Here is a 25,151-nt window from a genome sequence, read left to right on the forward strand (position 1 = left end):
TCGGTGCGCCATCAGTCCCTCAGCTCCAGCACGCCCGCCGTCCCGGGCTTCCGGGGCGGGGCGCCGGCGCCGTCCAGGACGGCGTCGTCGGCTATCCGGCCGTCGAAGAAGCTGATCACGCGGTCGGCGGCGCTGGCGAGCCGGGCGTCGTGGGTGACCAGGACGATGCTCTGCCCGCGTCCGTGGAAGCGGGACAGCAGCCGCATCACCTCGCGGGTGCCCTTGCTGTCCAGACTGCCGGCGGGCTCGTCGGCCAGCAGCAGCGGCGGATGGTTGACCAGGGCGCGGGCGAGCGCGACCCGCTGCTGCTCTCCGCCGGACAGCTCGCCGGGCATGCTGCGTTCCTTGCCCGCGAGACCCAGCTCGGCGAGGAGTTCCCCGCACTCGGCCCGGGCCCGCTTCGGGGGCACGCCGGCGAGCAGGGCGGGCAGCTCCACGTTGTCCGCGACCGACAGGTTCGACACCAGGTTGAAGAACTGGAAGACGATCCCGATGGCCTTGCGGCGCTCCACCGCCCAGCGCGCCTCGCTGAAGGAGTCCGTGCACCGGCCGTCGAGCCAGATGCTGCCCTTGTCCGGCCGCTGCAGCCCGCCGAGCAGGTGCAGCAGCGTGGACTTGCCGGCTCCGGACGGCCCGGTGATCGCCACGAACTCGCCGCGCGCCACGTTCAGGCCGACCCCGCGCACGGCGTGCGCGGGCGCGCCCTCGCCGTGGTGGGTCTTCACCAGTCCCTCGGCGCGCAGCAGCGGAACGGAGCCGTCGTTCACTCCAGTTCCTCCAGTTCCTCCTGGCACCGCTCCAGCCAGTCGAGGTCGGCCTGCAGATGCAGCATCGCGCCCTCGATGAGCAGCTGGGCGATTCGGTTGTCCCGGCTCTCGGCCGCGGCCAGTTTCGACAGATCGCGCATGGTGTTGAGGTACTGGCGCCGCTGCCTGTTGATGAGTGCGATCTGGTCGGCGAGACCGGTCCGCGGGGCCAGCGCGAGCTTCATGAAGAACTCGTCCCGTACCCGCGGCTCGTTCTCGGTCTCCTCGAACCAGGCGTGCAGCGCCTCCCGCCCGGCGTCGGTGAGGTGGTAGACCTTCTTGTTGGGTCGGCTCGACTGCTCGACGTCCTCGCCCTCGATCAGTCCCGTCTTCTCGAGGCGGCCGAGGGTCACGTAGATCTGGCCGACGTTCGGCTGAGGGTACGCGGAGCCCAGCAGTTGCTCAAGGTCCTGCTTCAGCTCGTAACCGTGGGCGGGGCCACGCGCGAGGAGTGCCAGGAGGGGCAGGCGCACTCGTGCTCTCCTCCAGTCTCCGGCAATGTGCTCCAGGCCCTAGTATCGCCCATACCTAACAGGTATACATGGCCTCTGACTCCCGGGCGAGGGCGCCCGGAGCCGGGTGTACGTGTTCAGGGAGGAACCTATGCGGTGGATGCGCGCCGCCGGTAGGGGGCTCCTGGTTCTCGCCGTGGTCCTGTCCGGGTACGTGGCCTCCGGCGCCCGCGCCGGCCAAGGCGGCACCGGCGGGCGCGGACCGCTCACCCTGGCCACCGCCGGCGACCTGACCGGTTACCTCGGCCCGCTCCTGCGGGGCTGGAACCGCACCCACCCCGGCGAGAAGGTGACCCTCGTCGAACTGCCGGACTCCGCCGACGAGACGTACGCGCAGATGACCACCGACCTGCGCGGCGGCGACCGCGGCCGGTTCGACGTCCTCAACATCGACGTCAACTGGACCGCCGAGTTCGCCGCGGCGGGCTGGATCCGCCCGCTGCCCGGCGACCGCTTCCCGCTCGGCAGCTTTCTGAGGCCGGTGGTGAGAACCGCCAAGTACGACGGGCGGCTGTACGCCGTCCCGTACGTCACCAACGCCGGGCTGCTGCTGTACCGCAAGGACGTCCTCGCCAAGGCCGGGGTGCCGCCGCCGCGCACCTGGGCCGAGCTGGAGCGCGACGCCAGGACCATCGCGCCCAGGTACGGGCTGGACGGCTACGCGGGCCAGTTCCTGCCGTACGAGGGCCTCACGGTCAACGCCGCCGAGGCGGTCTACTCGGCGGGCGGCACCATCCTCGGCGACGAGGGCACGCGCGTCACCGTGGACTCCGACGCGGCCCGCGAGGGCATCGCCTTCCTCGCCCGCGGCCTGCGCGAGGGCTGGATCCCCAAGGCGGCGCTGACGTACAAGGAGGAGGAGTCCAAGGAGGCCTTCCGGGACGGCAGGCTGCTCTTCCTGCGCAACTGGCCCTACGCCTACGCGGCCGCCTCGGCCCGGGGCTCCAAGGTCGCCGGCCGGGTCGGCGCGGTACCGCTGCCGGGACCCGACGGGCCGGGCAAGAGCGTCCTCGGCGGGTCCAACCTGGCTGTCAACACCCATGCGCGGCACCCGGATTCGGCCGCGCGTCTGATCGCCTACCTCACGAGCGAGCGCGTCCAGCGCCAGGTGCTGACGCGGGGTGCGCTGCCTCCCGTGCGCGCCGCCCTCTACGACGATCCGGCCCTGGTCGCGCGGTTCCCCTATCTGCCGACCCTGCGCGCCGCCGTGATGTCGGCCGAGCCGCGCCCCACGAGCCCGCACTACGACCAGGTCAGCCTGGTGGTCCAGGCCGTGGTGCACGACGCGCTGACCGGGCGGCAGACGCCCTCGGCCGCGGTGCGCCGACTGGCGCGGGAACTCGACGCCGTCGCCGGACGGTAGTCGCGTACTAGTTACTCGTTAAGTAACGCCAGCATCTCAACTGTTCTCAAGATGCCCGAATAGCTCCCTGTTTGCACACCCAACTCCACGGTAGCTTGCGTTCTTTTCATTGACACCCTCGCGACATGCCTACCTAACATGCATGCATAACTGCTGCCCTTCACAGAGACAGGCCCCAGGGTTGAACAGGCATCATTGGTGGCGTGACGCGGTGATCTACCAGGTCTACGTCCGCAGCTTCCTCGACAGCACCGGCGACGGCATCGGCGACCTGGCCGGCGTGCGCGCCGGACTGCCGTACCTGAAGAAGCTCGGCGTCGACGGGATCTGGCTGAGCCCGTTCTACCCCTCGCCCCAGCACGACCACGGCTACGACGTCGCCGACTACCGCGACGTCGACCCGCTCTTCGGCGACCTCGCCGAGTTCGACCTGCTGATGGCGGCCGCCCGGCGACTCGGGATCAGGGTCCTGCTGGACATCGTCCCCAACCACTGCTCCAGCGAGCACCCGTGGTTCCGCGAGGCGCTGGCCTCCGCGCCCGGCAGCCAGGCCCGTGCCCGCTTCCACTTCGCCGACGGGCGCGGCCCCGACGGCGGCGAACCGCCCAACAACTGGCACGCCATGTTCGGCGGCCCGGCCTGGACCAGGGTCACCGAGGCGGACGGCCGGCCCGGCCAGTGGTACCTGCACATGTTCACGCCCGAGCAGCCCGACTGGAACTGGCGGAACCCGGAGACGCCCGCGGAGTTCGACCGCACCTTGCGCTTCTGGCTCGACCGCGGCGTGGACGGCTTCCGCATCGATGTCGCCGCCGGACTGTTCAAGCACCCCGGGCTGCCCGACTCGGACGACCCGGAGGCCGACGCCCGCACCCGCGACTCGGTCAACCCGCTGGCCTGGAACCAGCCCGAGGTGCACGACGTGTGGCGGCAGTGGCGGGCCACCTGTGAGGAGTACACCGCCCGCGACGGCCGCGAGCGCCTGCTGGTCGGCGAGGTCTCCGTGCCCACCGCCCGCGAACACGCCCAGTACGTCCGCCCCGACGAACTCCACCAGGCGTTCTTCTTCGACCTGCTCGGCGCTCCCTGGGACGCCGACGCCTTCCGCAAGGTCGTCTCCGAGGCCATGCAGGACATCGCCGGCACCGGTTCGACCGTCACCTGGGTCCTCAACAACCACGACCAGGTGCGCACCGTCACCCGCTACGGCGAACCCGCCACCGGGGGCAGCGGCCTCGGTCCCGCCCGTGCCCGCGCCGCCGCGCTGCTGATGCTGGCCCTGCCCGGGGCCGCGTACATCTACCAGGGCGAGGAACTGGGCCTGCCCGAGGTCGTCGACCTGCCCGACGACGTGCTCACCGACCCGATCTTCCACCGCACGGGAAGCCGGGCCCGCATCCGCGACGGCTGCCGGGTGCCCCTGCCGTGGTCCGGGCAGGCCTCGCCGTTCGGCTTCACCTCCGGCGCTCAGAGCGCCAAGCCCTGGCTGCCGCAGCCGGAGTACTTCGCCGAGTACGCCACGGACCGCGCCCTCGCCGACACCCGCTCCTTCTGGCACCTGTACCGCGACGGCCTGCAACTGCGTTCCTCGCTGCCCCAGTTGGGCGAGGGCACGCTGTGCTGGCTGGACACCCCGCCCGGCGTCCTCGGCTTCGTCCGCGGCGACGGCCTGGTCTGCGCCGTCAACTTCACCGCCTCTCCCACGCCCGCACCGGCCTCCGGCACACCCCTGCTGTCCAGCGGGCCCTGCCCGGCCGGGGTGCTGCCCGGCTCGACGGCCGCCTGGTGGCTCACCGACCTCTGACCTCCCCCCGGCTCCACGTCAACTCCCACCTTTCCGAAGGGACATCAACGATGATGCGACGACGTACCACCCTGCTCACCAGCTGCACCGCCCTCGCCCTGGCCCTCGGCGCGACCGCCTGCGGCGGCGGCCCCGTCTCGGCCGGCGGCGGCGACAAGGCGCTCAGCGGCCAGACGGTCACCGTGGCCGGTGTCTGGTCCGGCAGCGAACAGAAGAACTTCCAGAAGGTGCTGGACGCCTTCACCGCGAAGACCGGCGCCAAGACCCAGTTCGTCTCCACCGGCGACAACGTCTCCACGGTCGTCGGCAGCAAGATCGAGGGCGGCAACGCGCCCGACGTGGTGATGGTCCCGCAGGTCGGCGTGCTCCAGCAGTTCGCGAAGAAGGGCTGGCTCGAGCCGCTGTCCGCCACCACGGGCAAGTCCGTGGACGCGGGCTACGCACCCGTGTGGAAGAAGTACGGCAGCGTCGACGGCACCCTCTACGGCCTCTACTTCAAGGCCGCCCACAAGTCGACCGTCTGGTACAGCCCCGACGCCCTCGCCCAGGCGGGGGTGAAGCCGCCGAAGACGTACGACGAGATGCTCAAGGCCGGGCACACCGTCTCGGACTCAGGCCTCGCCGCCTTCGCCGTCGCCGGGCAGGACGGCTGGACCCTCACCGACTGGTTCGAGAACATCTACCTCTCCCAGGCCGGCCCCGAGAAGTACGACGCCCTCGCCACGCACAAGCTGAAGTGGACGGACGCCTCCGTCGTCCGGGCGCTCGGCACCCTCGGCAAGCTGTTCAAGGACAAGCAGCTCATCGCGGGCGGCCAGAAGGGCGCCCTCAACACCGACTTCCCGGGCTCGGTGGAGAAGGTGTTCGGACCCGAGCCGCAGGCCGGCCTGGTCTACGAGGGCGACTTCGTCGCCGGTGTCGCCCACGACCAATTCCAGCGGACCATCGGCAAGGACGCGGACTTCTTCCCGTTCCCGGCGGTCGGCGGCGGCAAGGCACCGGTGGTCAGCGGCGGTGACGCGGCCGTCGTGCTCAAGGACGGCAAGAACGCGAAGGCCGGCATGAAGCTCCTGGAGTACCTGGCGACCCCCGAGGCCGCGGCCGTGTGGGCGAAGGCGGGCGGCTTCCTGTCCCCGAACAGGAAGCTCGACCTCGCCTCTTACGGTGACGACGTCACCCGCGCCACCGCCAAGTCCCTCGTCGGCGCCGGTGACTCGGTCCGCTTCGACATGTCCGACCAGGCCCCGGCGGCCTTCGGCGGCACCAAGGGCACCGGCGAGTGGAAGCTCCTGCAGGACTTCCTGCGCGACCCGTCCGACCCGAAGGGGGCCGCGGCGAAGCTCGAGGCCGCCGCGGCCAAGGCCTACCAGGACTGACCGGACCGATGACCGCCACCACACTCGTGTCCGAGGAGGCGGCCCCGCGCGCCGCCGGCGCGGCCCGGGGGCGCCGCAGCCGGCGGCGCGCCCGGACCGTCGCCCTGCTCTTCGTCTTCCCCGCCCTGCTCCTGCTCGGCGCGCTCGTCGTCTACCCGGTGCTGTTCTCCGTCGGCCGCAGCTTCTTCGACGCCTCCGGCACCCGGTTCGTCGGCGGCGGCAACTACGCCGAGATGTTCCGCGACCCGGCGACGCTGAAGGCCATCCGCAACTCCACCATCTGGGTGGTCGTGGCCCCGGCCCTGCTCACCGGCCTCGGCCTGATCCTGGCCGTCCTGGTGGAGAAGGTCCGCTGGGCCACGGCGTTCAAGCTGCTGCTGTTCATGCCGATGGCGGTCTCCTTCCTCGCCGCCGGCATCATCTTCCGGCTCGCCTACGACGAGGACCCGGACAAGGGCGTCCTCGACGCCGCCGTGGTCTCCGTGCACGACGCCTTCAAGGGGACCTCGTCGTATCCGACGGCACGGGGCCGCGAGGGGCTGCTGGACCAGGGCCGCGACGGGTCCTACCTCAGCCACGCGGCCGTCTCCCCGGGCGACTCGGTCACGCTGCCCATGGTCGGCGTGCTGCCGGGTGACCTGCCGCGGGACGCCTCAGCCGCCCGGCCGGCGGCGCGGCGCGGGGCCACCGCCGGTGAACTGCGCGGCGTCGTCTACCTGGACTTCACGCCCGGCGGGGGAGGGAAGCAGGGCCGGGTCGACCCGAGGGAGAGCGGCCTGCCCGGCATGAAGGTCGAGGCGCTCCGCGACGGAAGGACGGTCGCGAGCACCACCTCCTCCTCCGACGGCTCCTTCCGCTTCACCGGACTCCACGAGGGCTCGTACACGGTGAAGCTGCCCGCCTCCAACTTCGCGCCGCCCTACCAGGGAGTCTCCTGGCTCGGCCCGACGCTGGTCACCCCGGCGATCATCGGCGCCTACCTGTGGATCTGGACGGGCTTCGCGATGGTGCTGATCGGCGCGGGCCTGTCGAGTCTGCCCAGGGACGCGCTGGAGGCGGCGCGGATGGACGGCGCGAACGAGTGGCAGATCTTCCGCCGCATCACCGTGCCGCTGCTCGCCCCCGTGCTGACGGTCGTCTTCGTCACCCTCGTGATCAACGTGATGAAGGTGTTCGACCTCGTCTACATCATCGCGCCGGGACCGGTGCAGGAGGACGCCACCGTGCTCGCGACCCAGATGTGGCTGGTGTCGTTCGGCGGCGGCAACAACCAGGGGCTCGGCAGCGCCCTCGGTGTGCTGCTGCTCCTGCTGGTGATCCCCGCGATGGTCTTCAACGTCCGCCGCTTCCGAAGGAGTCAGCGATGAACGCGGTCAGGCGCGGCCTGGGCAACGGCCTGGTCCAGGCGTTCCTCGTGGTGATCGGCCTGGTCTGGGTGACCCCGCTCGCGGGACTGTTCCTGTCCTCCCTGCGCTCGGCCCGGGACACGGCGACGGGCGGCTGGTGGACGGCGCTGGCCAGCCCGGGGCAGCTGTCCTTCGACAACTACTCGGCGCTGCTGAAGAACGCCGGCATCACCCAGGCCTTCTGGAACACCGTGCTGATCTCGGTGCCGACGACCGTCCTGGTCGTCGTCATCGCGGCCCTCGCCGGATACGCCTTCGCCTGGCTGGACTTCCCGCTGCGGGAGCCGCTGTTCCTGCTGGTGGTGGCTCTGCTGGTGGTGCCGGTGCAGATCGGCCTGCTGCCGGTGGCCAAACTCTTCGGCCAGCTCGGCCTGTTCGGCACGATCCCCGGCGTGGTCCTCTTCCACGTCGCCTACGGCCTGCCCTTCGCGGTGTTCCTCCTGCGCAACTACTTCGCGGAGATGCCGAAGGAGATGCTGGAGGCGGCGCGGATGGACGGCGGCAGCGAGTGGCGCATCTTCACCCGCCTGGTCCTGCCGGTCGGGCGTCCCGCCATCGCCTCGCTCGCCATCTTCCAGTTCCTCTGGGTCTGGAACGACATGCTGGTCGCGCTCCTCTTCGCCGACAGCTCCTCCCAGCCCCTGACCGTCCAGCTCCAGTCCCAGATACGCCAGTTCGGCAGCAACATCGACGTTCTGGCTCCGGGCGCCTTCCTCTCCCTGATCGTCCCGGTGATCGTCTTCTTCGCCTTCCAGCGCCACTTCGTCCAGGGCGTGATGGCGGGCTCGGTCAAGTGACCCCACCTGACGGGGACGACGGAGGCGGCCGGCGACCCGGCCGCCTCCGTCGTGTGCGGGTCCGCCCCGGCGTCAGCCGTGGAAGGTGATGTAGCCGTTGCCGTCGCGGTCGTTGCCGGACCTGGTGTAGGCGTGGGTGTCCGCGTGGGCGCCGGAGGACTTGTACAGGCGGATGGTGTCCTTGTCGTTGTTCCAGATGAAGTTGCAGTTCTGGCGGTAGACGACGTTGCCGGCGTCCGAGTCGGTGCCGCGGCCCCCGCGCAGCTTCACGTAGTCGCCGGGCTCGAGATAGTGGTTCTTCGAGAAGGTGAACTTGTTGCTGCTGGTGGAGTCCCTGACCACGTAACCCTTGAGGTTCACGGTCGCGGTGCGCGAGTAGTTCCTGATCGTCACGTACTCGCTCCGGGTGTTGCCGGAGGAGCAGCTGTTGGAGTCCCGGCCCGGAGCGTCGTACTGGACGCCCTTGATCTTCAGGGCGGAGGAGTACTCGGCGGCCTGGGCCGGGGCGGCGACGGTGACGGCGAGCGCTCCGGCCGAGACGGTTGCGGCCAGCACGAAACGTATACGCATGAGGTCCCCCCTCAATGGTGCGAGTGATGCGGCCAGGAGCTTACACAAAAGATGACCGGTACATGTACGACCGGTGCAGAAAGTGTGAAAGCCGCAGTTGAGGGAGGGTCAGAAAGTGAAGGGGGCGGCGGGGAGTTGAATTCTCCCTGCCGCCCCCGTCCGTCACCGAGGGGCGAGCCTCACGGCGACGCCGGTGGATACATCGACCGCGGCAATCGCGAGGCCGCCGCGGAGTCCAGGAGCCACAGCGTCCGGCGCCGGCCGCGGGCGCCCGCCGCCGGCGCCTGCACCTCGCCCGCGCCCGACAGGGCGATGGCCACGGCCTGAGCCTTGTCCTCGCCGGCCGCTAGCAGCCAGACCTCGCGGGCCGAGCGGATCGCGGGAAGGGTCAGCGAGACCCTGGTCGGCGGCGGCTTCGGCGCGCCGTGCACACCGACCACCGTGCGCTCCGTCTCGCGGACCGCGGGCGACTCCGGGAAGAGCGAGGCCACATGGGTGTCCGGACCGACACCCAGCATCAGCACGTCGAAGGACGGCACCGGGCCGTGGTTCTCCGGCCCGGACGCCTTGGCCAGTTCCGCCGCGTAGGCCTCCGCCGCCGCCTCCACGTCCGTACCGTGGGGACCGTCGGACGCGGGCATGGCGTGCACGCGCTCCGGGTCCAGCGGTACCGCGTCCAGCAGCGCCTCGCGGGCCTGCGTGACATTGCGCTCGGGATCGCCCTCGGGCAGGTAGCGCTCGTCGCCCCACCACAGGTCCAGGCGGCCCCAGTCGATGGCGTCCCGGGCCGGTGCCGCCGCCAGCGCGGCCAGCAGGCCGTTGCCGTTGCGGCCGCCGGTCAGGACCACGGACGCGGTGCCCCGGGAGGCCTGCGCGTCCACGATCCGGGTGATCAGGCGGGCCGCGGCGGCCTGCGCCATCAGTTCCTTGTCGTGGTGCACGACCAGCTGCGGAGTGCTCACTTCGCCGCCGCCTTCTTCGCCGGAGCCTTCTTGGCGGCCGCCTTCTTCGCGGGCGCCTTCGCGGCCTCCTCCACCGGCCCGGCGACCGCGGCCGGCTCCGCCGCCGCGGGTTCCGGCACGGTGTTCAGCCGCTCCACGCCGTAGGCCAGCGCCGAGGCGTAGGTGTCGTCCGGGTCGAGCCGCCGCAGCTCCTCCGCGATCAACTCGGCGGTGTCCCGCCGCTTCAGCGCCACCGCACGGGCCGGCTGACCCTCGATGGACAGGGTGGCGAGCGAGCCGTCCGCCCGGTCCAGGGTGATGGGACCCTCGCTGGTGTCCATCCGCACGGCCGTCAGCCCCGGCCCCGCGGACAGCGAACGCCGGACGGGAACGTCCAGCCGGTCCGCGAGCCACATCGCCAGCAGCTCACAGCTCGGGTTGAACTCCTCGCCCTCCACCTCGACGGCCTTCACCTCGCACACCACCTGGTCCAGGGCCGCCGCGAGCATCGAGCGCCACGGCGTGATCCGGGTCCAGGACAGATCGGTGTCGCCGGGGGCGTAGGTCTCGGCGCGGGCGGACAGCTCCCGCACCGGCTGCTCGGCGGCGTAGGTGTCGGTCACCCGGCGCTGGGCCAGCGCGCCCAGCGGGTCGCCCGCCGGGTCCAGCGGCGCGTTCACCGGCCACCAGACCACCACCGGGGCGTCCGGCAGCAGCAGCGGCAGCACCACCGAGTCGGCCTGTTCGGACACCTCGCCGTACAGCCGCAGGACGACCGTCTCGCCGGTGCCCGCCTCCGCGCCCACCCGCACCTCGGCGTCGAGGCGCGAGGACGTGCGGTCGCGAGGGGAGCGGGAGACCCGCTTGATGACCACGAGCGTGCGCGAGGGGTGCTCGCGCGAGGCGTCGTTGGCGGCCTTGAGGGCGTCGTAGGCGTTCTCCTCGTCGGTGACGATGACCAGGGTCAGCACCATGCCGACGGCGGGGGTGCCGATGGCCCGGCGGCCCCGGACGAGCGCCTTGTTGATCGCGCCGGCGGTGGTGCCGGTCAGGTCTATCTTCATGGCCGGCGCCAGCTCCGTCCGTCTCGTGCCAGCATCTCGTCCGCCTCGACGGGCCCCCAGGTGCCCGACTTGTACTGCGCGGGCCTGCCGTGCCGGTCCCAGTACTCCTCGATCGGGTCGAGGATCTTCCAGGACAGCTCGACCTCCTCCGTGCGCGGGAACAGGTTGGCGTCGCCGAGCAGCACGTCCAGGATGAGCCGCTCGTACGCCTCCGGGCTGGATTCCGTGAACGACTCGCCGTAGGCGAAGTCCATGGACACGTCCCGGATCTCCATCGAGGTGCCCGGCACCTTGGAGCCGAAGCGGACCGTGATGCCCTCGTCCGGCTGCACCCGGATGACGACCGCGTTCGAGCCCAGCTCCTCCGTCGCCGTGTGGTCGAAGGGGGAGTGCGGGGCCCGCTGGAAGACCACCGCGATCTCGGTGACCCGGCGGCCCAGGCGCTTGCCGGTGCGCAGGTAGAAGGGGACGCCCGCCCAGCGGCGGTTGTCGATGCCCAGCTTGATCGCGGCGAAGGTGTCGGTCTTCGACTTTCCGTCGATGCCGTCCTCTTCGAGGTATCCGATGACCTTCTCGCCGCCCTGCCAGCCCGCCGCGTACTGCCCGCGCACGGTGCTGCGGCCCAGGTCCTTCGGCAGCCGTACGGCACCGAGCACCTTGGTCTTCTCCGCCGCCAGCGCGTCCGCGTCGAAGGAGGCGGGCTCCTCCATGGCCGTGAGGGCCATCAGCTGCAGCAGGTGGTTCTGGATGACGTCACGGGCGGCGCCGATGCCGTCGTAGTAGCCGGCGCGGCCGCCGACGCCGATGTCCTCGGCCATGGTGATCTGCACGTGGTCCACGAAGGACCGGTTCCAGATCGGCTCGAACATCGTGTTGGCGAAACGGAGCGCCAGGATGTTCTGGACGGTCTCCTTGCCGAGGTAGTGGTCGATCCGGAACACCTGGTCCGGCTCGAACACCTCGTGCACGACCTGGTTCAGCTCCTCGGCCGACTTCAGGTCGTGGCCGAACGGCTTCTCGATGACCGCGCGTCGCCAGGAACCGGAGGACTGGTCGGTCAGACCGTGCTTCTTCAGCTGCTGGATGACCACCGGGAAGGAACGCGGCGGCACCGACAGGTAGAAGGCGAAGTTGCCGCCCGTCCCCTGGGCCTTGTCCAGCTCCTCGATGGTGCCGCGCAGCCGCTCGAAGGCGTCGTCGTCGTCGAAGGTGCCCTGGACGAAACGCATCCCCTGGATGAGCTGCTGCCAGACCTCCTCACGGAACGGGGTCCGGGAGTGCTCCTTGACGGCCTCGTGGACCTCGGCGGCGAAGTCCTCGTGCGCCCACTCGCGCCGGGCGAAGCCGACCAGCGAGAAGCCCGGCGGCAGCAGACCCCGGTTGGCGAGGTCGTACACCGCGGGCATCAGCTTCTTGCGGGACAGGTCGCCCGTGACGCCGAAGATCACCAGGCCCGACGGCCCCGCGATGCGCGGGAGCCGTCGGTCGGCGGGGTCACGAAGCGGGTTCGCTCCGGAACCGGGAAGGCGTGACAACTCAGCCCTCCGAGGGGGCGAGGCGCTCGAGCTCCGCCTGGGTCGACTTCAGCAGGTCGTTCCAGGACGCCTCGAACTTCTCGACGCCCTCGTCCTCCAGCACCCGCACGACGTCGTCGTACGCGATCCCGAGCCGCTCCAGGGCGTCCAGGTCGGCACGCGCCTGCTCGTAGGTGCCGGCGACGGCGTCGCCACGGATCTCGCCGTGGTCCTCGACGGCCTCCAGGGTGGCCTCCGGCATGGTGTTGACCGTGTTCGGCGCGACCAGGTCGGTGACGTACATCGTGTCCTGGTACGCCGGGTCCTTCACGCCGGTCGAGGCCCACAGCGGACGCTGCCGGTTGGCGCCGGCGTTCTCCAGGGCGCTCCAGCGCTCGGAGCCGAACACCTCCTCGTACGCCTGGTAGGCGAGCCGGGCGTTGGCGACGGCGGCCTTGCCGCGCAGGGCCTTGGCCTCGTCGGTGCCGAGGGCGTCCAGCCGCTTGTCGATCTCGGTGTCCACGCGGGACACGAAGAACGACGCCACGGAGTGGATCTTCGACAGGTCCAGGCCGCGCTCCCTGGCCGTCTCCAGGCCGGAGACGTACGCGTCCATGACCTTGCGGTAGCGCTCCAGCGAGAAGATCAGCGTGACGTTCACGCTGATGCCGTTGCCGATCGTCTCGGCGATCGCCGGCAGACCCGCCTCGGTGGCCGGGATCTTGATCAGCGTGTTGGGGCGGTCCACCAGCCAGGCGAGCTGCTTGGCCTCGGCGATGGTCGCCTTGGTGTTGTGCGCCAGGCGCGGGTCGACCTCGATGGAGACCCGGCCGTCCTGGCCGTTCGTGGCCTCGAAGACCGGGTGCAGGATGTCGGCGGCGTCGCGGACGTCCGCCGTGGTGATCATGCGGATGGCCTCTTCGACGGTGACCTTGCGGGCGGCGAGGTCCGACAGCTGCTGGTCGTAGCCGTCACCCTGCGAGATCGCCTTCTGGAAGATCGTCGGGTTGGTGGTGACGCCCACGACGTGCTGCTGGTCGATCAGCTCGGCGAGGTTGCCGGACGTGATCCGCTTGCGCGACAGGTCGTCCAGCCAGATCGCCACGCCCTCCTCGGAGAGGCGCTTCAGTGCGTCTGTCATGGAATTACATCTCCTACGTGTCGTATATGAGCGTCAGCGCTGGGCGGCGGCCAGGGATTCCCGGGCCTTGGCGGCCACGTTCTCGGCGGTGAAGCCGAACTCGCGGAAGAGCACCTTGCCGTCGGCGGAAGCACCGAAGTGCTCCAGTGAGACGATGCGGCCGGCGTCCCCGACGTACTTGTGCCAGGTCAGGCCGATGCCCGCCTCCACGGCGACACGAGCTTTCACGGACGGCGGCAGCACGGAGTCCCGGTACCCCTGGTCCTGCTCCTCGAACCACTCCAGGGAGGGCATGGACACGACCCGCGTGGGCACGCCGTCGGCCTGCAGCCGCTCACGGGCCTCGACGGCCACGTGGACCTCGGAACCGGTGGCGATCAGCACGACCTGCGGCTCGCCGCCGTCGGCCTCCATCAGGACGTAACCGCCGCGCGCGGCCTCGTCGTTGGGCTCGTAGATCGGCACGCCCTGCCGGGTCAGCACCAGACCGTGCGGCTGCCCCTTGCCGAACTCCTTGGTGTAGCGCTTCAGGATCTCGCGCCAGGCGATCGCGGTCTCGTTGGCGTCCGCCGGGCGGACGACGTTCAGGCCGGGGATCGCGCGCAGCGAGGCCAGGTGCTCGACCGGCTGGTGGGTCGGGCCGTCCTCGCCGAGGCCGATGGAGTCGTGCGTCCACACGTACGTCACCGGCAGGTGCATCAGGGCCGAAAGACGCACCGCGTTACGCATGTAGTCGGAGAACACCAGGAAGGTGCCGCCGTAGACGCGGGTGTTGCCGTGCAGGGTGATGCCGTTCATCTCCGCGGCCATGGAGTGCTCGCGGATGCCGAAGTGGATCGTGCGGCCGTACGGGTTCGCCTCCGGCAGCGGGTTGCCCGCCGGCAGGAAGGAGCTGTCCTTGTCGATGGTCGTGTTGTTCGACCCGGCGAGGTCGGCGGAACCGCCCCACAGCTCCGGGATCACCGCGCCGAGGGCCTGCAGCACCTTGCCGGAGGCGGCACGCGTCGCGATGCCCTTGCCCGGCTCGAAGACCGGGAGCTTCTCCTCCCAGCCGACCGGCAGCTCGCCCTTGGCGATGCGGTCGAAATCGGCGGCGCGCTCGGTGTTGCCGTCCCGCCAGAGCTGCAGCGACTTCTCCCACTCGGCCTTCGCCTGCGCGCCCCGCTCCAGCGCCTTGCGGGTGTGCGCGAGGACCTCCTCCGCGACCTCGAAGCTCCGCTCCGGGTCGAAGCCGAGGACGCGCTTGGTGGCCGCGACCTCGTCGTCGCCGAGCGCCGAGCCGTGCGCGGCCTCGGTGTTCTGGGCGTTCGGGGCCGGCCAGGCGATGATCGAGCGCATCGCGATGAAGGACGGCCGGTCCGTGACCTGCTTCGCGGCCTCGATGGCGTCGTAGATCGCGTGCGGGTCGAGGTCGCCGTCCGGCTTCGGGGCGACCCGCTGCACGTGCCAGCCGTAGGCCTCGTACCGCTTGGCGGTGTCCTCGGAGACGGCGGTCTCGGTGTCGCCCTCGATCGAGATGTGGTTGTCGTCCCACAGCAGGATCAGGTTGCCGAGCTTCTGGTGACCGGCCAGTGAGGACGCCTCGGCGGAGATGCCCTCCTGGAGGCAGCCGTCACCGGCGATGCAGTAGATGAAGTGGTCGAAGGGCGACTCGCCCTGCGCGGCCTCCGGGTCGAACAGACCGCGCTCGTAGCGGGCGGCCATCGCCATGCCCACCGCGTTGGCCACACCCTGGCCCAGCGGGCCGGTCGTGGTCTCCACGCCCTTCGTGTGCCCGTACTCCGGGTGGCCCGGGGTCTTCGAACCCCAGGTGCGGAAGGACTCGAGGTCCTCCAGCTCCAGGCCGAAGCCGGCCAGGTAGAGCTGCGTGTAGAGGGTCAGGGACGAGTGGCCGGCGGACAGCACGAAGCGGTCGCGGCCCACCCACTCCGGGTCGGCCGGGTCGTGCCGCATCACCTTCTGGAAGAGGGTGTACGCGGCCGGGGCCAGGCTCATCGCCGTACCGGGATGGCCGTTGCCGACCTTCTGTACGGCGTCGGCGGCCAGGACCCGGGCGGTGTCCACGGCCCGCTGGTCCAGCTCGGTCCACTCAAGGTCTGTGGTGGTCGGCTTGGTGCTCACCCTGGGTCAGGGCTCCTCTCCACATGTCGGTCGCCGGCCCTGGGGGCATGCCCCCTCCCGGCCGCCGGTGTGCACTGACTGCCCACCGGCCGTCTCGAGCCTACCCCCGTAAGGACGTGCGTTTTTTCGAGTCATTACAGACTGCCGGGACTCTCGGACATCCGCCTCCCGACTGGCCGACAGCGCATTTGGCAGATGAATACGGAGCCGCTCATCCGACTGCTCAATCGAGCCCCACCCCACCTCGGACGCGCGGTCCGCCAACACGACCCCACCCCCGCGAAGGCCGGGGTATGGGCAACGTCTAAAGTGGCGTGGTACGCGCGAGCCTTTACCCGGCCTTCACGAGGGGAGGCTCGCTGGGAGTCTCTGTCAGGGGTGTGCGTGACGGCCGTCGAATCCCGTCCAGCGGGTGCGCTCGGTGCGAGCCAAAGCCCGGTTCACCGGCCGTTCGGGGCCCGTGTCAAGGCGTTCGTGGCGCTGACCAAGCCGCGGATCATCGAGCTGCTGCTCATCACCACCGTTCCGGTGATGTTCCTGGCTCAGCAGGGTGTGCCCGACCTGAAGCTGGTGCTGCTCACCTGCGTCGGCGGCTACCTCTCGGCGGGCGGCGCCAACGCGCTGAACATGTACATCGACCGGGACATCGACGCCCTGATGGACCGCACCTCGCAGCGGCCGCTGGTGACCGGCATGGTCAGCCCGCTCGAGTGCCTGGTCTTTGGCATCACCCTCGCCGTCGTCTCGACGCTGCTGTTCGGGCTCACCGTCAACTGGCTGTCCGCCTGGCTGTCACTCGGAGCGCTCCTCTTCTACGTCGTCGTCTACACGATGATCCTCAAGCGGCGCACCTCGCAGAACATCGTCTGGGGCGGTATCGCCGGCTGCCTGCCGGTACTGATCGGCTGGTCCTCGGTGACGAACTCGATGTCCTGGGCGCCGGTCGTCCTCTTCCTCGTCATGTTCTTCTGGACGCCGCCGCACTACTGGCCGCTGTCCATGAAGGTCAGGGAGGACTACGCGCGCGTGGGCGTGCCGATGCTCCCGGTCATCGCCTCCAACAAGGTGGTCGCCCGGCAGATCGTCATCTACAGCTGGGTGATGGTCGCCGTCTCCCTGCTGCTCACCCCCCTCGGCTACACCGGCTGGTTCTACACGGCGGTCGCCCTCGCGGCCGGCGGCTTCTGGCTGTGGGAGGCGCACGGGCTGCAGAACCGGGCGAAGGCCGAGGTCACGGGCGTGAAGCTCAAGGAGATGCGGCTGTTCCACTGGTCCATCACCTATGTCTCCATCCTGTTCGTCGCGGTCGCCGTCGACCCGTTCCTGCGCTGACCCGCGCCGGGCGTACGTCACAGGGCCCTGCTCTCGCCAGTCGATCTACCCGTGAGTAGCATCCTGTCCATGGCAGACACGCAGCAGGTTGACCCCAAGGACGAGCGCAGGGCGGCGAAGCTGGCCCGGCAGATCGGCGCCTTCGCCAAGGCCCACGGCGGCGCCGAGGGCCAGTTGGCCCACATCGGCGAGCGCGGCGCCCGCATCGTGCTCGTCGGCGAGGACGGCGGCTGGGGCGACCTGGTGGCGCCCAGCACCGCCGTCGCCGAGCAGGCCGTCGAGAAGGCGGGCATCACCGTCCACGAGTCCTTCGACGGCGAGTTCGCGGCGAAGGTGACCACCGGCCGCTACGAGTGGAGCCGGATGGCGGGCATCCAGGTCGGCGGCCCGGCCAACGGCTGACGTCTGGGGCCTTGAGTTCGAAGGACCCCGAGGCGGCACCGGATCCCGGGTTCACCCGTTAGGCCCTGCAAGAAGCGCAGCGCCTCCCCGGGGAGCCCGCATGATCGAAACGCCGTCCCTCGTGGACCAGTACTGCCACGGTGTACTGCGCACCGAGCTGGGCCTCGGCACCTTCGAGGCCCAGCTCGCGCGGACCGCGGGGCCGCCCGCGCCGGGCACCACCCTCTTCGACACCCAGACCGGCTTCGCCGTACGCCGCTGGTGCCCGCCCCTGCTCGGCCTGGAGCCGCACTGCCCGCCCGCCCGGTACCTGGCCCGGCGCCGGGAACTGGGCGTGCTGGAGGCGGGCCGTCGGCTGCTGCGGGGCAGCGGTATCACCACCTACCTGGTCGACACGGGCCTGCCCGGCGACCTCACGGGCCCGGCGGAGCTGGCGTCCGCGGGCGACGCCGAGGCCCACGAGATCGTCCGCCTGGAACTCCTCGCCGAGCAGGTCGCGGACACCTCGGGCACCGTCGAGTGCTTCCTCGCCAACCTCGCCGAGTCCGTGCACGGGGCCGCCGCGCAGGCGGTCGCCTTCACCTCCGTCGCCGGTCTCCGACACGGCCTGGCCCTCGCCCCCGAGCCGCCCGGCCCGGGCGAGGTGCGGGGCGCGGCGGGCCGCTGGCTGGCCGGACGGCGGGTGGGCGGGGCGCTGACCGACCCGGTGCTGCTGCGGCACCTGCTGTGGATCGCGGTCGCCTCGGGCCGGCCCCTCCAGCTCCACGCCGGGCTCGGCGAACCCGGCTCGCGGATCGACCGCACCGACCCGGTGCTGCTCACCGACTTCGTGCGCGCCACGGCCGGGCTCGGCACCGACCTGATCCTGCTGCACGGCTACCCGTACCACCGGCACGCCGCCCACCTCGCCGGAGCCTTCCCGCACGTGTACGCCGACTCCGGCGCGGCCCTCGTGCGCACCGGCGCCCGAGCGGTCACGGTCCTCGCCGAGATCCTCGAACTGGCGCCCTTCGGCAAGATCCTCTTCTCCAGCGGCGCCCACGGCCTGCCCGAGCTGCACGTCGTCGGCGCCCTGCTGTTCCGTGAGGCCCTGGGCCGGGTGCTGGGCGCCTGGGTCGCCGAGGACGCGTGGTCCCTGGACGACGCCCAGCGGGTGGCCCGGATGGTCGCGGCGGACAACGCGCGGCGTGTCTACGCGCTGGACTGAGGGGTGTCCGGCGGCGCGGGCCCCGTAGAAGACTGCTGCCATGCCGACCGAAGCGCTCCTCGCCCGTTTCCTGCGTGGCCTCGCTCCGCTGCGGCCGCTGGCCCTCTGGGCGCACGGCTCCCTGGCCGGCGGCGACTACCAGGAGGGCCGCAGCGACCTCGACCTGATCGCGGTGCTCCCGGACCCGATCGGCCTGGGCACCGTACGCGGGGTGATCCGCACGCACCGCCGGCTGCGCACCGAACCACTCGCGGCCGGGCTGCACTGCACCTATCTCACCCCGGCCGACGCGGCGGACCCCGGCCGGTCCCATCTGACCTGGGCGCACGGCCATGCGATGCGCCGGCCGGTCACCCCGGTGACCCGGCGCGAACTGCACGACTTCGGCCGGGTACTGCACGGCGCGCCGGCGGCCGTGCTGCTGCCGCCGGTGCCGGACCGGCAGCTCACGGAGTTCGTCGTACGGGACCAGCGGGACTACTGGCGGTTCCACGTGGACCGCGCACGGCTGTGGCGGCAGGACGTCTGGGTGGACCTCGGCCTGCTCACCTTCGCCCGCGCAACCGTCACCCTGCGCGACGGACGGCTGATCACGAAGCGGGAGGCACTGACCGAACTGACCGCTCTGGGCGCGCCCGACGAGGTCGTCGAGGACATCACCCGCCGGCGCTACGGCGCTCCCGCCCCGCGGGACGAGGCCTGGCTCGCCCGCCGCGCCGGGCTGACCCGGGCCTACCTGGGGCCGGGGATCGACGCCCTGGTCAGCGCGTACGCGTGACTCACGCGTGCGTGCCCACGGTCACCCCGGCCGAGGGGCCGGGCAGGTCGAGGGCGGCCCCGGGGCGCTCCCGGAGCGACAGCAGCACCCGCAGCACCCCGATCCACACCAGGCACGAGCCGAGCATGTGCACAGCGACGAGGACCTCGGGCAGGTGCGTGAAGTACTGCACGTAGCCGATGACACCCTGCCCGAGCAGGATCAGGAACAGCTCCCGGGTGCGTGCCAGGGGTCCGCCGGGCGCGTCCACCGCCTTGAGCACGAACCACAGCGCGAACGTCAGCGTCACCACGATCCACGCGAGCACGGCGTGCAGCTTGGAAACCGTCTCCCAGTCGATCGGGATCCGCTCGACCTCCGAGGAGTCCCCCGCGTGCGGGCCGGCCCCGGTCACCACCGTGCCGACCGCGATGAGCAGCACGGACGCGGCCACCAGGAACCACACGAGCTGCTGCACCGCCTTGCCGACCAGCGGTCGCGGCGTCCCGTCGCCCTCGCGGGCACGCTGCCACATCACCGTGGCGATGGCGATCAGCGCCGAGGAGAGCAGGAAGTGCGCGGCGACCGTGTACGGGTTCAGGCCGACCAGGACGACGATGCCGCCGAGCACCGCGTTGCCCATGACCACCCAGAACTGCGCCCAGCCCAGCCGGGTCAGGTTCCGCCGCCGCGGCTTCTCGGCACGCGCGGCGATGATCGCCCAGCCGACGGCCGCGCACAGCACGTACGTCAGCATGCGGTTGCCGAACTCGACGATCCCGTGGAAGCCCATGGCCCGGGTGGTGGTCAGCGAGTCGTCGGTGCAGGTCGGCCAGGTCGGGCAGCCGAGGCCCGAGCCGGTGAGGCGGACCGCGCCGCCGGTGACCACGATGATCACCGACATGACGAGCGCGGCGAGCGCCGCCCGCCGGACGGTCCGGGGATCCGGGGTCCAGCGGCCGGCGATGAAGGCGAGCGGGTTGCGCAGCGCCGCGATGGCTTCGGCGCGGGTCAGCTTTGGCACGTGCACCATGGTAGGCCGCCGCTTGTGCACGCTTTCACGAGGGTCCACCGCGGCCTCACTCCCAGCGGAAGAACTTCCCCGCCGCGGCCAGTCCCAGGACCGCCCACACCGCGAGGATCCCCAGGTCGCCCCAGGGCACCCCGGCCCCGTGCTGGAGGACGTCCCGCAGGCCGCCGGAGAGCGCCGAGATCGGCAGCAGCCCGAGCACGTGCTGACCGGCCGCGCCGAACTTCTCCAGCGGGACGACGACCCCGCCGCCGACGAGCAGCAGCAGGAAGACCAGGTTGGCGGCGGCCAGCGTGGCCTCGGCCTTCAGCGTGCCGGCCATCAGCAGGCCGAGCCCGGAGAAGGCCGCCGTGCCGAGGACCAGCAGAAGCAGTACGGCGAACGGGTTGCCGTGCGGTGACCAGCCGAGGGCGAACGCGATCGCGGTCAGCAGGATCACCTGGAGGATCTCCGTGACCAGCACCGACGCCGTCTTCGCCGCCATCAGGCCCCAGCGGGGCAGCGGCGAGGAGGCCAGCCGCTTGAGCACGCCGTAGCGGCGCTCGAAGCCCGTCGCGATGGCCTGCCCGGTGAACGCCGTGGACATCACGGCGAGGGCGAGGATGCCGGGCGCGAGGAAGTCCACGGCCTCGCCCTTGCCGGTGTCCACGATGTCCACGGAGCTGAAGAGCACCAGCAGCAGGGTCGGGATCACGACCGTCAGCAGCAGCTGCTCGCCGTTGCGCAGCAGCATCCGCGTCTCCAGCGCCGCCTGCGCCGCGATCATGCGGGGGAGCGGCGCCGCGCCCGGCTTGGGGGTGTAGGTACCCGACGCGGTGGTCATGAACGCAGCTCCTTGCCCGTGATCTCCAAAAAGACGTCCTCGAGGGTGTGCTGCTCCACCGAGATCCGGTCGGGCATCACCCCGTGCTGGGCGCACCACGAGGCCACCGTGGCCAGCAGCTGCGGGTTCACCTTGCCGGCGACCCGGTAGGCGCCCGGGGTCAGCTCGGCGGCCGTGCAGTCGGCGGGCAGCGCCTTCAGCAGCGAGGCCACGTCGAGGCCGGGGCGGCCGGTGAAGCGCAGGGTGTTCTCGGCGCCGCCCCTGCACAGCTCCTCCGGGGAGCCCTGGGCGATGACCCGGCCGCCGTCGATGATCGCCACGTCGTCGGCGAGCTGCTCGGCCTCTTCCATGTAGTGGGTGGTGAGGATCACCGAGACGCCGTCGGCGCGCAGGTCCCGCACCAGGTCCCAGGTGGCCCGGCGGGCCTGCGGGTCGAGGCCCGCGGTCGGCTCGTCCAGGAACACCAGCTCCGGGCGTCCGACCACGGCCATGGCGAGCGCGAGCCGCTGCTGCTGGCCGCCGGACAGCCGCCGGTAGGAGGTCCGGCCGCAGGAGCCGAGCCCGAGGCGCTCGATCAGCGCGTCCACGTCCAGCGGGTGCGCGTGCAGCTTCGCGACGTGGCGCAGCATCTCGTCGGCCCGGGCACCGGAGTACACGCCGCCGGACTGGAGCATCACGCCGATCCGGGGGCGCAGTTCCGCGGACTGCCGGACCGGGTCGAGGCCCAGGACGCGCACCGTGCCCGAATCAGGCTTCCGGTACCCCTCGCAGGTCTCGACCGTGGTCGTCTTCCCCGCCCCGTTGGGGCCGAGTACGGCGGTCACTCCCGCCCGGGCCACCAGGTCCAGCCCGTTCACCGCGGTCTTGTCGCCGTACCGCTTCATCAAGGCCTCGACCTGGACCACGGGCTCACTTCGCATGAACCCAGAGTCTAGGGACGCCGCCGGGCGTTCAGACGTGGGGGTGCTGGAACTCCTCCTCACGGGGCCGGTGCACCGGGAGCCACCGCTGCGCGTAGGCCACCGCGTCCGCCACCGGGAACAGACGTGCGTCGGCCGCGCCCACCTTCCCGCGGACGACGGGCCGGTCCCGTTCGAAGTCGTGGCCCAGTTCGGCGAAGCGGTCCGAGGTGATCGACACCTCGGTCACCGTCTCCCAGCCGCCGCCCGGCGCCGGCCGCCCGACGCTCACCAGCGGCGACGGTGTGCGGTACTCGGCCAGGTGGAAGCTGGTGCAGGCGTCGTAGCCCGCGCCGAGCAGCAGCACCCGGGCGCCGAGCCGCTCCAGCCGGGCCAGCGGGCTGCGCTCGCCGAGCCGGCAGTCGCGGGCGTGGCCGTCGACGATGCCGGCCGCGCGGGGGCCGAGGGCCGCGAAGGAGGTCTGCGGATGCGCGCTGCGCCGGGCGCCCGGCCAGGTCCGCACGGTCTCCGGTATCACGCCGACCCCGCGCGAGGGCGTGGTCGCGGGATCGTACGGGGGCATGGTGGCGCGGATGCGGTCCCACCACTCCTCGGGCACCGGCGGGTTCCCCCACACCGCCGGGTCGGACTGGTCGCCGGACTGGGTGGGGACGACGAGCGTGCCGGACGGGCCGAGCGCGTCGAGGAGCGCCTGGACGACGGCGACGGCGCCCCCGTTCACCCAGCCGAGGGAACTCAGCGAGGAGTGCGCCAGGAGGGTCTCGCCGCGCTCGACACCCAGTCGGCGCAGCTCCTCGGCCATGCTGTCCCGGGTGACGAGAGGGCCGGTCGGAGGGGGTGCGGACATGGTCCCGGAGTCTCCCCGACCAGGGGGTCCGGCGCCAGCGAATTGGCTGGCCGGGGCGGCTGGAACGATCGATCAGAAGATCGTTTCCGCAGGTCGGATTAGGTATGCCTAAGTGACGCAGGGCACCGGCGGGTGATCCGGACGGCGCTTGTCAGTCTCCGAGGAATTACGCAACAATGGCGTTGTGAAAAACGTCGGCGAGGCTCGGGAGACCCCGGTGGGGACCCCCCAGGAGGAACTCGCGACCGGGGAGCGCTCGACGCGCAACCGGGTCGCGCGGTCCATCCTGGACCACGGCCCGTCGACCGTCGCCGAGCTGGCCGGACGGCTGGGCCTGACCCAGGCCGCGGTACGCCGCCACCTGGACGCGCTCGTCGCCGACGACGTCGTCGAGGCCCGTGAGCAGCGCGTGTACGGCGCGCGCACGCGTGGCCGGCCCGCCAAGGTGTTCGCGCTCACCGACTGCGGCCGGGACGCCTTCGACCAGTCGTACGACAAGCTCGCCGCGGACGCGCTCCGCTGGATCGCCGAGCGGGAGGGCGGCCCGGAGGCGGTCGCCGCCTTCGCCCGGGCCCGGTTCGCCGCGCAGGCGAGGGCCTACCGCGAGGCGATCGAGAGCGTCGGCCCCGAGCTGCGCGCCGAGGCACTGGCCAAGGCCCTCACCGCGGACGGGTACGCTGCTGCGGCGCGCAGCGCGCCCCTCCCGCAGCAGGGTGAGCAGCTCTGCCAGCACCACTGCCCGGTCGCCCACGTGGCGGAGCAGTACCCGCAGCTGTGCGAGGCGGAGACGGAGATCTTCGCCGAGTTGCTGGGTACCCATGTGCAGCGGCTGGCGACCATCGCGCACGGCGACGGCGTCTGCACGACGTTCATCCCCAAGATTTCGAAGTCCGATCACCAGAGCCATCAAGCATCTGCAAGCACGGCCGGGAGGAACCCCGCATGACTCTCCCCACGGAGACTGCTCACCCCGAACTCGAGGGCCTGGGCAACTACGAATACGGCTGGGCCGACTCCGACGTCGCCGGTGCCTCTGCCAGGCGCGGTCTGAACGATGACGTCGTCCGCGACATCTCGGACAAGAAGTCCGAGCCGGAGTGGATGACGAAGCTGCGCCTCAAGGGTCTGAAGCTCTTCGAGAAGAAGCCCATGCCGAACTGGGGCTCGGACCTGTCGGGCATCGACTTCGACAACATCAAGTACTTCGTGCGCTCCACGGAGAAGCAGGCGGAGTCCTGGGAGGACCTGCCCGAGGACATCAAGAACACCTACGACAAGCTGGGCATCCCGGAGGCCGAGAAGCAGCGCCTCGTCGCCGGTGTCGCCGCCCAGTACGAGTCGGAGGTCGTCTACCACCAGATCCGCGAGGACCTGGAGGAGCAGGGCGTCATCTTCCTCGACACCGACACCGCCCTGAAGGAGCACCCGGAGCTCTTCAAGGAGTACTTCGGCACGGTCATCCCCGCGGGTGACAACAAGTTCGCCTCGCTGAACACTGCCGTGTGGTCCGGCGGCTCCTTCATCTACGTGCCCAAGGGCGTCCACGTCGAGATCCCGCTGCAGGCCTACTTCCGTATCAACACGGAGAACATGGGCCAGTTCGAGCGGACCCTGATCATCGTCGACGAGGGTGCTTACGTGCACTACGTCGAGGGCTGCACCGCCCCGATCTACAAGTCGGACTCGCTGCACAGCGCGGTCGTCGAGATCATCGTCAAGAAGAACGCCCGCTGCCGTTACACGACCATCCAGAACTGGTCGAACAACGTCTACAACCTGGTCACCAAGCGCGCCGTGGCCTACGAGGGCGCGACCATGGAGTGGATCGACGGCAACATCGGCTCCAAGGTGACGATGAAGTACCCGGCCGTCTACCTGATGGGCGAGCACGCCAAGGGCGAGACCCTGTCCATCGCCTTCGCGGGCGAGGGCCAGCACCAGGACGCCGGTTCCAAGATGGTCCACATGGCGCCGAACACCTCGTCCAACATCGTCTCCAAGTCGGTGGCGCGCGGCGGCGGACGCACCTCGTACCGCGGCCTGGTCGAGATCGGCGAGGGCGCCGCGGGCTCCAAGTCCAACGTGCTCTGCGACGCGCTGCTGGTCGACACCATCTCCCGCTCCGACACGTACCCCTACGTGGACGTCCGCGAGGACGACGTCTCCATGGGCCACGAGGCGACCGTCTCCAAGGTCTCCGAGGACCAGCTCTTCTACCTGATGAGCCGCGGTCTGTCCGAGTTCGAGGCGATGGCGATGATCGTGCGCGGCTTCGTCGAGCCGATCGCCAAGGAACTCCCCATGGAGTACGCCCTCGAGCTCAACCGGCTGATCGAGCTCCAGATGGAGGGCGCGGTCGGCTGACGCCACCGCCGCTCCCGTCAAGCCACTCACGCAAGAAAGCGAGCAGACCGACAG

General features: G+C 71.0%; 23 protein-coding genes. 11 read left to right on the forward strand and 12 right to left on the reverse strand.

The window, feature by feature from the left end:
• Positions 1–11: 11 nt before the first annotated feature.
• On the reverse strand, positions 12–767 hold the full coding sequence (locus ACZ6B1_RS23405; RefSeq protein ID WP_468781260.1) for an ABC transporter ATP-binding protein: 756 nt from the start codon (positions 765–767) through the stop codon (positions 12–14).
• On the reverse strand, positions 764–1,279 hold the full coding sequence (locus tag ACZ6B1_RS23410; protein WP_468781261.1) for a PadR family transcriptional regulator: 516 nt from the start codon (positions 1,277–1,279) through the stop codon (positions 764–766). The genes ACZ6B1_RS23405 and ACZ6B1_RS23410 overlap by 4 nt, the downstream gene beginning before the upstream one ends.
• 130 nt (positions 1,280–1,409) lie before the next feature.
• Between ACZ6B1_RS23410 and ACZ6B1_RS23415 the strand changes: the two genes are divergently transcribed.
• The 5 genes from ACZ6B1_RS23415 to ACZ6B1_RS23435 all read left to right on the forward strand — a co-directional run bounded on the left by ACZ6B1_RS23415 (position 1,410) and on the right by ACZ6B1_RS23435 (position 8,064).
• Entirely contained in the window at positions 1,410–2,681 is a 1,272-nt protein-coding gene (locus ACZ6B1_RS23415; protein ID WP_468781263.1) for an ABC transporter substrate-binding protein, read from the forward strand.
• 142 nt (positions 2,682–2,823) lie between these two features.
• Positions 2,824–4,485 (forward strand): glycoside hydrolase family 13 protein, encoded by a 1,662-nt coding sequence (locus ACZ6B1_RS23420; protein ID WP_468781265.1) that lies wholly within the window; start codon positions 2,824–2,826, stop codon positions 4,483–4,485.
• A 50-nt stretch (positions 4,486–4,535) separates the two neighbouring features.
• A complete protein-coding gene (locus ACZ6B1_RS23425) occupies positions 4,536–5,861 on the forward strand; it encodes an ABC transporter substrate-binding protein (protein WP_468781267.1) in 1,326 nt (441 codons plus the stop codon).
• 8 nt (positions 5,862–5,869) lie between these two features.
• Positions 5,870–7,228: an ABC transporter permease gene (locus ACZ6B1_RS23430; protein ID WP_468781269.1), complete on the forward strand. Its 1,359-nt coding sequence runs from the start codon at positions 5,870–5,872 to the stop codon at positions 7,226–7,228.
• Positions 7,225–8,064 (forward strand): carbohydrate ABC transporter permease, encoded by an 840-nt coding sequence (locus ACZ6B1_RS23435; RefSeq protein ID WP_468781270.1) that lies wholly within the window; start codon positions 7,225–7,227, stop codon positions 8,062–8,064. Before ACZ6B1_RS23430 ends, ACZ6B1_RS23435 begins: the two co-directional genes overlap by 4 nt.
• Positions 8,065–8,136: 72 nt before the next feature.
• On the opposite strand, the gene ACZ6B1_RS23440 is transcribed toward ACZ6B1_RS23435, so the two are convergent.
• The 6 genes from ACZ6B1_RS23440 to tkt form a co-directional block, all read right to left on the reverse strand.
• Entirely contained in the window at positions 8,137–8,634 is a 498-nt protein-coding gene (locus ACZ6B1_RS23440) for a lamin tail domain-containing protein (RefSeq protein WP_468781272.1), read from the reverse strand.
• 179 nt (positions 8,635–8,813) lie between these two features.
• A complete protein-coding gene (gene pgl / locus ACZ6B1_RS23445; RefSeq protein WP_468781274.1) occupies positions 8,814–9,596 on the reverse strand; it encodes a 6-phosphogluconolactonase in 783 nt (260 codons plus the stop codon).
• Positions 9,593–10,639, reverse strand: a complete 1,047-nt coding sequence (opcA, locus tag ACZ6B1_RS23450; protein WP_468781276.1) for a glucose-6-phosphate dehydrogenase assembly protein OpcA — start codon at positions 10,637–10,639, stop codon at positions 9,593–9,595. Before opcA ends, pgl begins: the two co-directional genes overlap by 4 nt.
• Positions 10,636–12,174: a glucose-6-phosphate dehydrogenase gene (gene zwf / locus ACZ6B1_RS23455; RefSeq protein WP_468781278.1), complete on the reverse strand. Its 1,539-nt coding sequence runs from the start codon at positions 12,172–12,174 to the stop codon at positions 10,636–10,638. The genes opcA and zwf overlap by 4 nt, the downstream gene beginning before the upstream one ends.
• Position 12,175: 1 nt before the next feature.
• Positions 12,176–13,294: a transaldolase gene (gene tal / locus ACZ6B1_RS23460; protein WP_468781280.1), complete on the reverse strand. Its 1,119-nt coding sequence runs from the start codon at positions 13,292–13,294 to the stop codon at positions 12,176–12,178.
• A gap of 33 nt (positions 13,295–13,327) precedes the next feature.
• Positions 13,328–15,415 carry a transketolase gene (gene tkt, locus ACZ6B1_RS23465; RefSeq protein WP_468781282.1) on the reverse strand — a complete coding sequence of 696 codons (2,088 nt, stop codon included), beginning with the start codon at positions 15,413–15,415 and terminating at the stop codon, positions 13,328–13,330.
• Positions 15,416–15,793: 378 nt separating this feature from the next.
• On the opposite strand from tkt, the gene ACZ6B1_RS23470 reads away from it, so the two are divergent.
• From ACZ6B1_RS23470 to ACZ6B1_RS23485, 4 genes are all read left to right on the forward strand, one after another.
• Entirely contained in the window at positions 15,794–16,747 is a 954-nt protein-coding gene (locus ACZ6B1_RS23470) for a heme o synthase (RefSeq protein WP_468781284.1), read from the forward strand.
• Between the two features lie 69 nt (positions 16,748–16,816).
• Positions 16,817–17,149, forward strand: coding sequence for a hypothetical protein (locus ACZ6B1_RS23475; protein ID WP_468781286.1), 333 nt, complete (start codon positions 16,817–16,819; stop codon positions 17,147–17,149).
• Positions 17,150–17,249: 100 nt separating this feature from the next.
• Entirely contained in the window at positions 17,250–18,356 is a 1,107-nt protein-coding gene (locus ACZ6B1_RS23480; protein WP_468781288.1) for an amidohydrolase family protein, read from the forward strand.
• Between the two features lie 40 nt (positions 18,357–18,396).
• Positions 18,397–19,134, forward strand: a complete 738-nt coding sequence (locus tag ACZ6B1_RS23485) for a nucleotidyltransferase (RefSeq protein ID WP_468781290.1) — start codon at positions 18,397–18,399, stop codon at positions 19,132–19,134.
• 1 nt (position 19,135) lies between these two features.
• Here ACZ6B1_RS23485 and ACZ6B1_RS23490 read toward each other — a convergent pair whose 3' ends face one another.
• The 4 genes from ACZ6B1_RS23490 to ACZ6B1_RS23505 are packed head-to-tail and all read right to left on the reverse strand — an operon-like array spanning position 19,136 to position 22,733.
• Positions 19,136–20,146 carry a COX15/CtaA family protein gene (locus ACZ6B1_RS23490; RefSeq protein ID WP_468781292.1) on the reverse strand — a complete coding sequence of 337 codons (1,011 nt, stop codon included), beginning with the start codon at positions 20,144–20,146 and terminating at the stop codon, positions 19,136–19,138.
• A 46-nt stretch (positions 20,147–20,192) separates the two neighbouring features.
• Complete coding sequence (locus ACZ6B1_RS23495) at positions 20,193–20,966, reverse strand: ABC transporter permease (RefSeq protein WP_468781294.1); 774 nt, start codon at positions 20,964–20,966, stop codon at positions 20,193–20,195.
• The gene (locus tag ACZ6B1_RS23500) at positions 20,963–21,886 is read right to left on the reverse strand and encodes an ABC transporter ATP-binding protein (protein ID WP_468781296.1); all 924 of its coding nucleotides are present in this window, start codon (positions 21,884–21,886) and stop codon (positions 20,963–20,965) included. The genes ACZ6B1_RS23495 and ACZ6B1_RS23500 overlap by 4 nt, the downstream gene beginning before the upstream one ends.
• A 31-nt stretch (positions 21,887–21,917) precedes the next feature.
• A complete protein-coding gene (locus ACZ6B1_RS23505) occupies positions 21,918–22,733 on the reverse strand; it encodes an AAC(3) family N-acetyltransferase (protein ID WP_468781297.1) in 816 nt (271 codons plus the stop codon).
• Positions 22,734–22,917: 184 nt separating this feature from the next.
• Between ACZ6B1_RS23505 and ACZ6B1_RS23510 the strand changes: the two genes are divergently transcribed.
• Both ACZ6B1_RS23510 and sufB read left to right on the forward strand, forming a co-directional pair.
• Entirely contained in the window at positions 22,918–23,679 is a 762-nt protein-coding gene (locus ACZ6B1_RS23510) for a helix-turn-helix transcriptional regulator (protein WP_468781299.1), read from the forward strand.
• Positions 23,676–25,097: a Fe-S cluster assembly protein SufB gene (gene sufB, locus ACZ6B1_RS23515; protein WP_468781301.1), complete on the forward strand. Its 1,422-nt coding sequence runs from the start codon at positions 23,676–23,678 to the stop codon at positions 25,095–25,097. The genes ACZ6B1_RS23510 and sufB overlap by 4 nt, the downstream gene beginning before the upstream one ends.
• The last annotated feature ends 54 nt before the right edge of the window (positions 25,098–25,151 follow it).

Source organism: Streptomyces sp. NPDC041129, from assembly GCF_055592265.1.

Bases quoted from the DNA above. Each gene is read 5' to 3' on its own strand.
- ACZ6B1_RS23435 (WP_468781270.1), top strand. From the start codon at position 7,225: ATGAACGCGGTCAGGCGCGGCCTGGGCAACGGCCTGGTCCAGGCGTTC.
- ACZ6B1_RS23440 (WP_468781272.1), bottom strand. From the start codon at position 8,634: ATGCGTATACGTTTCGTGCTGGCCGCAACCGTCTCGGCCGGAGCGCTC.
- ACZ6B1_RS23480 (WP_468781288.1), top strand. From the start codon at position 17,250: ATGATCGAAACGCCGTCCCTCGTGGACCAGTACTGCCACGGTGTACTG.
- ACZ6B1_RS23420 (WP_468781265.1), top strand. From the start codon at position 2,824: ATGCATAACTGCTGCCCTTCACAGAGACAGGCCCCAGGGTTGAACAGG.
- ACZ6B1_RS23485 (WP_468781290.1), top strand. From the start codon at position 18,397: ATGCCGACCGAAGCGCTCCTCGCCCGTTTCCTGCGTGGCCTCGCTCCG.
- opcA (WP_468781276.1), bottom strand. From the start codon at position 10,639: ATGAAGATAGACCTGACCGGCACCACCGCCGGCGCGATCAACAAGGCG.
- tal (WP_468781280.1), bottom strand. From the start codon at position 13,294: ATGACAGACGCACTGAAGCGCCTCTCCGAGGAGGGCGTGGCGATCTGG.
- sufB (WP_468781301.1), top strand. From the start codon at position 23,676: ATGACTCTCCCCACGGAGACTGCTCACCCCGAACTCGAGGGCCTGGGC.
- ACZ6B1_RS23500 (WP_468781296.1), bottom strand. From the start codon at position 21,886: ATGCGAAGTGAGCCCGTGGTCCAGGTCGAGGCCTTGATGAAGCGGTAC.
- ACZ6B1_RS23495 (WP_468781294.1), bottom strand. From the start codon at position 20,966: ATGACCACCGCGTCGGGTACCTACACCCCCAAGCCGGGCGCGGCGCCG.
- ACZ6B1_RS23425 (WP_468781267.1), top strand. From the start codon at position 4,536: ATGATGCGACGACGTACCACCCTGCTCACCAGCTGCACCGCCCTCGCC.
- ACZ6B1_RS23505 (WP_468781297.1), bottom strand. From the start codon at position 22,733: ATGTCCGCACCCCCTCCGACCGGCCCTCTCGTCACCCGGGACAGCATG.
- ACZ6B1_RS23475 (WP_468781286.1), top strand. From the start codon at position 16,817: ATGGCAGACACGCAGCAGGTTGACCCCAAGGACGAGCGCAGGGCGGCG.
- ACZ6B1_RS23415 (WP_468781263.1), top strand. From the start codon at position 1,410: ATGCGGTGGATGCGCGCCGCCGGTAGGGGGCTCCTGGTTCTCGCCGTG.
- ACZ6B1_RS23490 (WP_468781292.1), bottom strand. From the start codon at position 20,146: ATGGTGCACGTGCCAAAGCTGACCCGCGCCGAAGCCATCGCGGCGCTG.
- ACZ6B1_RS23430 (WP_468781269.1), top strand. From the start codon at position 5,870: ATGACCGCCACCACACTCGTGTCCGAGGAGGCGGCCCCGCGCGCCGCC.